This is a genomic window from Promicromonospora sp. NPDC060271, from assembly GCF_042726755.1.
GTDB lineage: Bacteria > Actinomycetota > Actinomycetes > Actinomycetales > Cellulomonadaceae > Promicromonospora.
In genome coordinates, this window is the sequence record NZ_JBHXBG010000041.1 from 24,696 (window position 1) to 34,081 (window position 9,386).

Annotated in this window: 11 protein-coding genes; 6 read left to right on the forward strand and 5 right to left on the reverse strand. The window is 71.1% G+C overall.

Features of this window, described 5'->3' with window-relative positions:
• Positions 1–58: 58 nt before the first annotated feature.
• From ACFWE2_RS08930 to ACFWE2_RS08945, 4 genes are all read left to right on the forward strand, one after another.
• Positions 59–697 carry a cysteine hydrolase family protein gene (locus tag ACFWE2_RS08930; protein ID WP_377223862.1) on the forward strand — a complete coding sequence of 213 codons (639 nt, stop codon included), beginning with the start codon at positions 59–61 and terminating at the stop codon, positions 695–697.
• Between the two features lie 74 nt (positions 698–771).
• The gene (locus ACFWE2_RS08935; RefSeq protein ID WP_377223863.1) at positions 772–1,455 is read left to right on the forward strand and encodes a YceI family protein; all 684 of its coding nucleotides are present in this window, start codon (positions 772–774) and stop codon (positions 1,453–1,455) included.
• A gap of 24 nt (positions 1,456–1,479) precedes the next feature.
• Complete coding sequence (locus ACFWE2_RS08940; RefSeq protein WP_377223864.1) at positions 1,480–2,004, forward strand: sigma-70 family RNA polymerase sigma factor; 525 nt, start codon at positions 1,480–1,482, stop codon at positions 2,002–2,004.
• Positions 2,001–2,810, forward strand: coding sequence for an anti-sigma factor family protein (locus ACFWE2_RS08945; protein ID WP_377223865.1), 810 nt, complete (start codon positions 2,001–2,003; stop codon positions 2,808–2,810). The genes ACFWE2_RS08940 and ACFWE2_RS08945 overlap by 4 nt, the downstream gene beginning before the upstream one ends.
• Here ACFWE2_RS08945 and ACFWE2_RS08950 read toward each other — a convergent pair.
• Complete coding sequence (locus ACFWE2_RS08950) at positions 2,805–3,209, reverse strand: nitroreductase/quinone reductase family protein (RefSeq protein ID WP_377223866.1); 405 nt, start codon at positions 3,207–3,209, stop codon at positions 2,805–2,807. The two genes, ACFWE2_RS08945 and ACFWE2_RS08950, sit on opposite strands and share 6 nt — an antisense overlap.
• A 275-nt stretch (positions 3,210–3,484) precedes the next feature.
• Positions 3,485–4,201 carry an SDR family NAD(P)-dependent oxidoreductase gene (locus tag ACFWE2_RS08955; protein ID WP_377223872.1) on the reverse strand — a complete coding sequence of 239 codons (717 nt, stop codon included), beginning with the start codon at positions 4,199–4,201 and terminating at the stop codon, positions 3,485–3,487.
• A 145-nt stretch (positions 4,202–4,346) separates the two neighbouring features.
• On the opposite strand from ACFWE2_RS08955, the gene ACFWE2_RS08960 reads away from it, so the two are divergent.
• Positions 4,347–4,931, forward strand: a complete 585-nt coding sequence (locus ACFWE2_RS08960; protein WP_377223867.1) for a TetR/AcrR family transcriptional regulator — start codon at positions 4,347–4,349, stop codon at positions 4,929–4,931.
• A gap of 88 nt (positions 4,932–5,019) precedes the next feature.
• Here the strand turns inward: ACFWE2_RS08960 and ACFWE2_RS08965 are convergent, their stop codons facing one another.
• The 3 genes from ACFWE2_RS08965 to ACFWE2_RS08975 are packed head-to-tail and all read right to left on the reverse strand — an operon-like array spanning position 5,020 to position 8,212.
• Positions 5,020–5,889, reverse strand: coding sequence for a carbohydrate ABC transporter permease (locus ACFWE2_RS08965; protein ID WP_377223868.1), 870 nt, complete (start codon positions 5,887–5,889; stop codon positions 5,020–5,022).
• Between the two features lie 2 nt (positions 5,890–5,891).
• Entirely contained in the window at positions 5,892–6,839 is a 948-nt protein-coding gene (locus tag ACFWE2_RS08970; RefSeq protein ID WP_377223869.1) for a carbohydrate ABC transporter permease, read from the reverse strand.
• Positions 6,836–8,212 carry an ABC transporter substrate-binding protein gene (locus ACFWE2_RS08975; RefSeq protein ID WP_377223870.1) on the reverse strand — a complete coding sequence of 459 codons (1,377 nt, stop codon included), beginning with the start codon at positions 8,210–8,212 and terminating at the stop codon, positions 6,836–6,838. The genes ACFWE2_RS08970 and ACFWE2_RS08975 overlap by 4 nt, the downstream gene beginning before the upstream one ends.
• A gap of 174 nt (positions 8,213–8,386) precedes the next feature.
• Here ACFWE2_RS08975 and ACFWE2_RS08980 point away from each other — a divergent pair, with 174 nt between their 5' ends.
• Entirely contained in the window at positions 8,387–9,355 is a 969-nt protein-coding gene (locus tag ACFWE2_RS08980) for a sugar-binding transcriptional regulator (RefSeq protein ID WP_377223871.1), read from the forward strand.
• Positions 9,356–9,386 lie beyond the last annotated feature (31 nt).

Consider the following 9,386-nt stretch of genomic DNA (forward strand, 5'->3'; position numbering starts at 1 on the left):
CTGCTCGTCCTGACCTGACGGTCACGGTCTGGTCACCACACCTGCGACGATGTCGCACATGACCCCGATCGTCCTTGTCATCGACCTGCAGGTCGACGTCGTCCGCGGGTGCTTCGACGCGGACGGCGTCGTGGCCCGGTCCGCTTCGCTCGTCGAGCGTGCCCGCCGCACCGGATCGCCCGTCGTCTGGGTCCAGCACCACGAGCCCGGCCTCGAGCGGGGAACTCCCGGCTGGGCCCTCGCCGACGGCCTGACCCCGCAGCCCGGCGAGGCCCTCGTCCACAAGGCGTACCGCGACGCGTTCGCCGCCACCGATCTCCACGACGTGCTGGACTCGCTCGGCGCCACCCACCTGGTCGTGGTCGGCGCGCAGTCCGACTTCTGTGTGCGGACCACCACGCAGCGTGCCGCGGCGCTCGGCTACGACGTCACGCTCGTGAGCGACGGGCACACCACCAGGGACACCGAGTGGGACGGCGTGAAGGTCACCGGCGAACAGATCGTCGCCCACACGAACATGTACTTCTCCGGACTCCGCTACCCGCGGGGCACGTTCGGAGTGGCCCGCCACGACGAGGTCGAGCTCGGCGTCGGCACGAGTGATGAGCTCGGTCCGACGCCCGCCGGCAAGGGACCGAAGTCATCGGGTTCGGCCGGATACCCCGGCCGTCCCGAACTCATCTCGAACCCGGATTGAACCGATCCCCCCTTTCACCCGTAGTGAGGGGCAGAGGCCGGCAGAGCGCCGGCCCGCGAACGAGAGGGGCGGACGTGCGCAGAGGGACAAAGGTCGCGGTCGGTGTCGGTGCGGCGATAGTCGTGGTCGGAGGGGCGGCGGCGATCTTCGGCCCCGGCCTGTACGCGGACTGGGCGAACCGGACCGCGGACGCCGCACCCACCCTGGAGTCGTCGGCGGTCCCGCTGCCCGACGCCGAGTCGGCCGCCGGCACGTGGACCGTCACCGACGGGTCGTTCGCCGGGTACCGCCTCGACGAGGTGCTGAACGGCGAGGACGTGACGGTCACCGGACGCACCGAGGAGGTGACCGGAACGGTGACGGTGGCCGGCGGTTCCATCACCGAGGCGAACGTCGAGGTGGACATGGCGAGCGTGGCGACGGACGAGGCCCCCCGCGACGCCTACTTCCGCGACACCGCGCTGCAGGTCGGCGAGTTCCCCACCGCGACGTTCGAGCTCACCGAGCCGGCGGCGATCGAAGAGGGCGCCACCACGGTCGAGCTCACGGGCGACCTCACGGTCCACGGCGTCACGCAGCCCGCCACGTTCGAGGCGGAGGTCGCGGGCGACGCGACCAGCGGCGACCCCGTGCAGGTCATCGGCAGCATCCCGATCACGTTCGCCGACTTCGACGTCGAAGCCCCATCGCTTGGGTTCGTGACGGTGGAGGATGAGGGCACCATCGAGTTCTCGCTGCAGCTGCAGCCCGGACAGTAACCGACACCCGGAGGCGACGGGATCGTGACCACAGGTGACCCGCCCGCGGGCGCCGAGGACCAGCTCCTCGCCGCGGTGCACGACACGCACGCCGCCGCTCTGTACCGGTACGTCGTGCGCCGCACGGGCGACGAGGAGGAGGCGCGCGACGTCGTGCAGGAGACCCTGCTGCGTGCGTGGCGGCACCCCGAGGTGCTCGAACGGTCCGAGGAGTCGGTGCGCGCGTGGCTGTTCACGGTTGCGCGCAACCTCACCGTCGACCACCTCCGCAGCGCCCGGCGCACCCGCGAGCGGGCCACGGGTCACGTCCCGGACCGCGAGGAACGGGACACGACCCAGGCCGTGCTCGACTCGTGGCTCGTCGCCGACGCGCTCGTGTCACTCTCGCCGGCGCACCGAGCGGTCGTCGTGGGCGCCTACTACGGCGGCCGCTCGGTGGCCGAGCTCGCGACCGAGCTGGGCATCGCGCCCGGCACCGTGAAGTCGCGTCTGCACTACGGGCTGCGCGCGCTGCGCCTGGCCCTGCAGGAGAAAGGAGTCACCTCATGATCCCGGCAGAGGACGGACACGGCGGCGACCGGTACGCCGAGTGGGACGCGGCGTACGTGCTCGGCGCCCTGAGCCCGAGCGACCGGCGCGCCTACGAGCGGCACCTGGCCGAGTGCGCAGCGTGCCGCGCCGCCGTCGCCGAGCTCGCCGGCATGCCAGGCCTGCTCAGCACGCTGACGGCGGGGCACGCGGAGGCACTGGTCGCCGAGGCGCCCACGGCGGGTCTGTCCGACGGCGGCGGTCCGGCCCCGTACGACGTCGACCCCGAGCTCGCGCCGGTGGTCTCGCTCACGAGCCTCGCCGGCGCGGCCCGCAGGGCCCGCACCCGGCGCCGGTCGCTGCTGGCGGTCGCGGCGTCGGCCCTGGTGGTCGCCGGGGCGATCGGTGGTTCGACGCTCGCACGCAACGGCCTGTTCGGACCGCCGGACGGTGTGGGCACGACGCCGCCGACGGCCACCGTTGCCGGTGCCCGGACCGTCGAGCTGCGCCCGGTGGGCGACGCCGACATGCGTGCCGAGCTGGTCGTCACACCCACCGACTGGGGTACGAGCCTCGAGTGGAGCTGCCACTACCCGCCCGAGCCCGGCGACCAGCAGGGCGGGGACTACACCCCGCCGGAGCCGGTCAAGTACGAGCTGGTGCTGGTCGGCCAGGACGGCGCGCGCACCGTCGCGGGCACGTGGTCGTGGTCGGGCGGCACCACGACGGACCTGGACGCGTCGTCGGCCATACCGATGACCGAGGTGGACCGGATCGAGATCACTCTCGACGGGCAGGAGGAGGCACTCGCGACGGCGACGCTATGACAGCCGCCGCGGCTCGGGCCGCGGTCGCAGGACGACCACCGCGGTCTCGGTAGACCGGAGCGCCGCATAGGCGTCCAGGTTCGCGTCGACCTCCTGCCACCTGGCCCAGAGGCGTTCGCGCTCGATGCCCTGCGCGGCGTGCGCCTGCACGAACCGGGACCCGTCGGCCAGGTCCACCGTGGCCTCGGCGTGCACCTGCAGGTTGAGCCACCAGGACGGCTCGCCGTCGGCCCAGCCGTTCATCGCCAGGCAGACGAGGTCGGGGCCGTCCTCGACGTAGGCGAGGATCACGCTGTGCTCGCACCCCGTGCTGCGCCCGGTGGTCGTCAGGCGCAGGGTCCCCCAGCTGCGTCCCCGCGGCCTGCGGAGCCCGACCCTGCCGGCGGTGATCCGGTACACGCCGCGATGCAGCCCCCAGACGGTGCGGACGAACCACCGCGGCGGCACCCTCGGCGCGGACCTGCTCTCGACCGATCTGCGTTCGTTCGACACGCTGACCCCCGACCCTCTGTGCGAGTGGCCTGCCCGGTGCCCTGCCCACGCCGGCAAGCCTTCTCCACCCAGGGTAGGGATCCGGCCCCGACGCGGCTACAGGCAAGATCAGGAGGTTCACCTGCACGTCCGACCATGCAGCTACTGCCAGGACCAGGTCGATCCTGGCAGCAAGTGCATGGTCATCCGGCCACGACCGCGACCCCGGTGCGGCCGCCGTCGACGTCGAGGACCGTGCCGTGCACGAACCGCGCGTCGTCAGAGGCCAGGTAGACCACTGCCGCGCCGATGGCGTCCGGGTGCCCGGGCGCACCCGCGGGAGTGCCCACGGTCATGTTCTCGGAGAACGCGACGGACGGGTCGAGGTCGGGCGGTCGGATCACACCCGGCGAGACCGCGTTGACCCGCACGCCCCGCGGCCCGAGCTCGGCGGCCCAGGACCGGGTGAGCGACTCCAGAGCGGCCTTCGTCGAGGCGTACGCCCCTCCGGTCGGGCCGGCGAGCCGCGCGACCCACGAGCCGAGGTTGACGATCACGCCCTCGCCGTCGGCCACCATGCGCGGGGCCACCGCCTGGGTGAGGAAGTACGGCGCCTTGACGTTCACCGCGTAGAGCCGGTCGAGGCTCTCGGCGTCGGTGTCGGCCAGGGTCGGTGCCGACCGGTAGATGCCGGCGTTGTTCACCAGGATCTCGATCCGGCCGCCGAGCACCTCGGCGGCCGCGTCCGCGAGGTCACGACTCGCCTCCGGGCTGCCGTCCAGGTCGGCCCCGACGAAGTCCGCCTTGCCGCCGTCCGCCCGGATGGCAGCGACGACGGCCTCGCCGCGCCGCTCGTCGCGGCCGGAGACGACGACGTGCGCCCCCTCGGCCGCGAGCGCCTCCGCGATCGCCCGGCCGATGTTGCTGGTGGATCCGGTGACGAGGGCGGTCCGGTCCTGGAGCCGGCCTCTCGCGCGCGCTCTCGGTTGTCTGCGTCATGCCTGCGACGGTAGGAATCCATTTTTGGACTAGCAAGTCCAGAACTTTGCTCCTACCGTCGGTTCGGTGAAGCTCACCCCGAAGGGTCAGGCGACCCGGCAGCGCATCATCGAGGGGACCGCCGAGTACCTGCGCGGCAACGACCCGGGCGCGGTGACCCTCGACGACGTGCGCGCCGTGACCCGCACCAGCAAGGGTCAGCTCTTCCACTACTTCCCGGACGGCAAGGAACAGCTCCTGCTCGCCGTCGCGCGACACGAGGCGGACCGTGTGCTCACCGACCAGGAGCCCCACCTCAGCAGGCTCGACACGTGGGAGTCGTGGTCGGCGTGGCGCGAAGCCGTCGTCGCCCGGTACCGCGCGCAGGGCCGGCTGTGCCCGCTCGGCGCGCTCATGACCCAGGTGTCGAGCACGCCGGGTGCGGCAGAGGTCGTCACCCAGCTGCTGGGCCAGTGGCAGGAACGGGTGCGGCGGGGCGTCGTCGTCATGCAGGAGCAGGGCGAGATCAGGGCGGACCTGGACCCCGACCGCGCCGCCGCAGCCTTCGTGGCCGGCATCCAGGGCGGGGTCCAGGTGCTGCGGGCGACCGGGAGCACGATGCACCTGGAGGCGCTGCTGGACACCCTCATGGACCACCTAGGCCGCCCATGACCCGCCCTCGTTGAGTGCTGGGTATTTGCGGGTTGATACGACTCAATCCAACAAATACCCAGCACTCAACGGGGCCGGCGTGCGGCAGCTACTTGATCGCGCCCATCGACAGGCCGCGGACGAGCTGCTTCTGGGCGATCCAGCCCGCCAGGATCACGGGGAGCGACGCCAGGAGCGCCGCCGCGCTGAGCCGGGCGAGGAACAGGCCCTCGCTCGTCATGGTCGACACGATGAGCACCGGCACGGTCGCCGCCTGGGACGCGGTCAGGTTGAGCGCGAAGAAGAACTCGTTCCAGGCGAAGATCACGCAGATCAGCGCCGTCGCCGCGATGCCTGGCGCCACCATCGGCAGCAGCACGGACCGCATGGTGCGCATCAGGCCCGCACCGTCTATCGACGCAGCCTCGAGCACCTCACCGGGCACCTCGATGAAGAACGACCGCATCATCCACACCGCGATCGGCAGGTTCATGGCGGTGTACAGCACCACGAGGGTCCAGATGTTGTCGAGCACCTTGAGCTGGCCGGCGATCACGTAGATCGGCACGATCACGGCCACCACCGGCAGCATCTTGGTGGAGATGAAGAAGAACAGCACGTCGCTGACCTTCTGCACGGGCCGGATCGAGAGCGCGTACGCCGCCGGCACGCCGAGCAGCAGCACCAGGACTGTCGAGACGCCGGTGGCGATCACCGAGTTGCCCACGTAGACCATCGAGCCGCTCTCGAGCACGGCCCGGAACTGGTCGAGGGTCGGCGTGAAGAACCACGTCGGCGGGTCGGACGCGGCCTGGTTCTCCTGCTTGAACGCGGTCATGGCCATCCATGCGACCGGGAAGAAGAACCCGATGGCGAGCAGCCAGGTCAGGGTGGTCAGGAAGCCACCGGAGACGCGGCGGTTCGTGCCGCGGGGTGCGTCGGTCGTGCGTGAGGCGGCCATGGGAGTAGCGACAGACATGGTCACTCCTTGACTTCGAAGCTGCGGAAGATCAGGCGCAGCGCGGCGGAGGCCACGATGATCGTGGCGATCACGACGACGACGCCCATGGCGGCGGCCTGCCCGACGTCGAACCCAAGGAACGCACGCTGGTAGATGTAGAACGGCAGGTTGGCGCTGGCCGTACCGGGCCCGCCCGCCGTCATCAGGTAGATCTGGTCGAACGTGTTGACCACGTAGATGATCCCCAGCAGCACGCCCAGCTCGATGTAGCGGCGCAGGTGCGGCAGCGTGATCAGCCGGAAGGTGAGCCACGTGCCTGCGCCGTCGACGGAGGCCGCCTCGAGCACGTCCTTCGGCTGGGCCTGCAGGCCGGCGAGCACGAGCAGCATCATGAACGGCGTCCACTGCCACACCAGGGCCATCAGGATCGCGATCACGGGGTAGGTCGACGTCCAGTCGACCGCCTCGATGCCGAACAAGCCGAGGGTCCAGTTGAACAGGCCGTACGTCGGGTTGAGCAGCGCGACCGACCACAGCACCGAGGTCGCCACGGGCATCACCAGGAACGGCGTGATGAGCATGGTGCGGGCCACGCCGCGTCCGAGGAACGGGCGGTCCAGCAGCAGCGCGAGCGCGATCCCGAGCACCATCGCCACCAGCACGCAGCCCAGGGTGATGACCACGGAGTTCCAGGCGGTCTGGCGGAACGTCGAGTCGACGGCGATGTCGACGTAGTTCGACAGGCCGACGAACAGGTCCGACTCGGGACGCAGCAGGTTCCGCGAGTGCAGCGAGTACCAGATGGTCAGCAGGAACGGCAGCTGCGTGACGATGACGGTGAAGATCAGCGCGGGCAGCAGCGGCCCGCGCCGGCGCCACGTCTCGGCACTGCTGACCGGTCGCGACGACGCCTCGCCGCGCGCCGCCCTGCGCGCGCCTTCGAGCCGGTCGATGGTCGAGGTGCTCATCGCCCCTCCTCCGCCTGGTAGGTCTCCGCCACCGTCTCGGCGTACCGCTGGGACTGCGCGATGGCCTCGTCCACGGTGATCTGCCCTGCGATCGCGGCCGACATCTGCTGGCCGACACGTGTGCCGAGGTCCTGGAACTCGGGTATCCCGACGAACTGGATGCCGGGGTACGGCACGTCGTGGGTCATCGTCGACTCCTGGGTGGCCCCGTTCATCGACTCCAGCGTCGCGTCGGCGTAGGCCTGCGACACCTCGGCGACCTGGGGGATCTCGTAGGTGGACAGCCGGCTGCCCGGTGGCACGCGCTCCCAGCCCAGCTCGTTGCCGACCAGCTCGATGTACTCCTTGTTCGTCATCCAGGACACGAAGTCCCAGGCGGCGTCCTTGTGCCGGCTGGTGGACGGGATGGCCAGCGACCAGGTGTAGAGCCAGCCGGACGACTCGGTGTCCGCGACGGGTGCCGGCACGTAGCCGACGTTGCCCGCCACGGTCGACGAGGCGGGGTCCTCGACCGAGGAGACCATGGACGTCGCGTCGTACCACATGGCCGACTGCCCCTGGGCGAAGCGGGTGAGGCAGTCGCCGAAGCCCGACGTCGCGGCACCCGGCTGCCCGTAGGACTGCAGGGTGTCGACGTACGTCTCGATGGCCTCGCGGCTCTCCGGGGAGTCGAGCGTGGCGTTCCAGTCCGCGTCGAACCAGCCACCGCCGAACGTGTTCATGACGGTGGTGATGGTCGCCATGTCCTCGCCCCAGCCGGCCAGGCCGCGCAGGCAGATGCCGGAGAAGTCCTCCTCGGGAGCGTTGAGCTCCGCCGCCAGCTCGCGCACCTCGTCCCACGTCGGGTTCGCCGGCATCTCGAGCCCCGCCTGCTCGAACAGGTCGGTGCGGTAGGCCAGGAACGACGACTCCCCGTAGAACGGCACCGAGTACATGTCGCCGTCGTACGAGAGCGCCTCGCGGACGCTGGGGACGAAGTCCTCGGCGTCGTACCCGTCCGTGGCGTCGATGTACGGCTGCAGGTTCTCGATCCAGCCGTTCTCCGCCCACATGGGCGTCTCGTAGTTGGAGATCATGACGACGTCGAACTCGCCGCCGCCCGTCGCGACGGACGCCGTGATCTTGGCGCGGGCCTCGTTCTCGGGCAGCGACACGAACCGCACGTCCACGCCCGGGTGGGCGGCACGGAACTCGTCCTGCAGCGAGATCGCGTCCTGCATCTGCGGGTTGGACACGATGGCGACGACTATCTGCTCGCCGTCACCGCCGCCCACGGCGCCCGCCCCGGCGCAGCCGGTCAGGGCCAGCGCGACGGCGGCCGTGGCGGCCGTCAGCGTCGCTCTCACCGAAGTACTCCTCGGAGGTCGGAACATCCTCGTCCTCTCCTCGACCCTCGTGGTCGGCACGGCAGCCACGCCGCGCTCATTTGAGAATATGGCTTTGCTCATCTGCAACCGCAGACTAGTTCGGTATGCTCAGGTGAGCAAGGCCCTCCGAGACAAGTCGCTCAGATGTTCCCGCCGCCGCCTGCGGGAGTGAGGACGCAGGTGACCCAGCCCGATTCGAACCTCAGCTCGAACCCCACCTCGAACCTCATGGTCGACGTGAGCACCGACTACTACCTCGACGGCAAGTCGAAGGTCGAGATCGCGCGCCACCGCGGCATCTCCCGTTTTCAGGTGGCGCGCCTGCTCACGCAGGCCCGGGACGAGGGAGTGGTCCGCATAGAGATCACGCCACCCCGGGCCGACGGCGAACGCGGCGCCCGCCTCGCCGCCCGCCTGGGGCTGCGCGAGGTCCTCATCGCCGCCAGCGGTGCGGACACCGCCGCGACCCGGGAGAACGTCGCGGTCGAGCTCGCCCGCACCACGCGCGAGCACATCGCCGAGGGCGCGACGGTCGGCGTCTCCTGGTCACGCACGGTCGAGGCGGCGGTGCGGCACATCGGCCGGCTGCCGCAGTGCGACGTCGTCCAGCTCGTCGGGGCGCTGCCCGTCGAGGGCAGCGGCAACTCGCTGGCCCTCATCAGCACGTTCGCCCAGATGCCCGGCGTGCGGACGTGGCCGGTCTGGTCGCCGCTCCTCGTGGCCGACGCCGCCACCGCCGCGGGCCTGCGCAGGCAGCCGGAGATCGCCGACGCGCTGGCGCGGGCCGACCACCTGGACGTCGCGGTCGTCGCGATCGGCCACTGGTCCGAGCGCACGTCCACGGTGTTCCCGCAGATCAGCGCCGAGGAACAGCAGGCGGCCACCGAGGCGGGCGCCATCGCCGAGTGCTCGGGCCGCCTGTTCGACGCCGAGGGCCGCCCCGTCCGCACCAGCCTCGACGAGCGCGTGGTGGGCGTGACGCTCGAACAGCTCGCCGCGACGCCGCAGGTGATCGCGATCGGCTACGGCGCGGCCGTCGCGCCGGGACTGGTGGCAGCGGTGCGCGGCGGCATCGCCAACACCCTGGTGATCGACGACGCGGCCGCCGCGGCCCTGGAAGGCCTCACCCCCCAGGACCCGGCGAGGTAGAGCGACTGTCCGGACACTCGCTCTACTTCGC

Excerpts from the sequence above, each read along its gene's own strand:
- ACFWE2_RS08975 (WP_377223870.1), bottom strand. The coding sequence starts at position 8,212 with ATGTTCCGACCTCCGAGGAGTACTTCGGTGAGAGCGACGCTGACGGCC.
- ACFWE2_RS08970 (WP_377223869.1), bottom strand. The coding sequence starts at position 6,839 with ATGAGCACCTCGACCATCGACCGGCTCGAAGGCGCGCGCAGGGCGGCG.
- ACFWE2_RS08945 (WP_377223865.1), top strand. The coding sequence starts at position 2,001 with ATGATCCCGGCAGAGGACGGACACGGCGGCGACCGGTACGCCGAGTGG.
- ACFWE2_RS08930 (WP_377223862.1), top strand. The coding sequence starts at position 59 with ATGACCCCGATCGTCCTTGTCATCGACCTGCAGGTCGACGTCGTCCGC.
- ACFWE2_RS08965 (WP_377223868.1), bottom strand. The coding sequence starts at position 5,889 with ATGTCTGTCGCTACTCCCATGGCCGCCTCACGCACGACCGACGCACCC.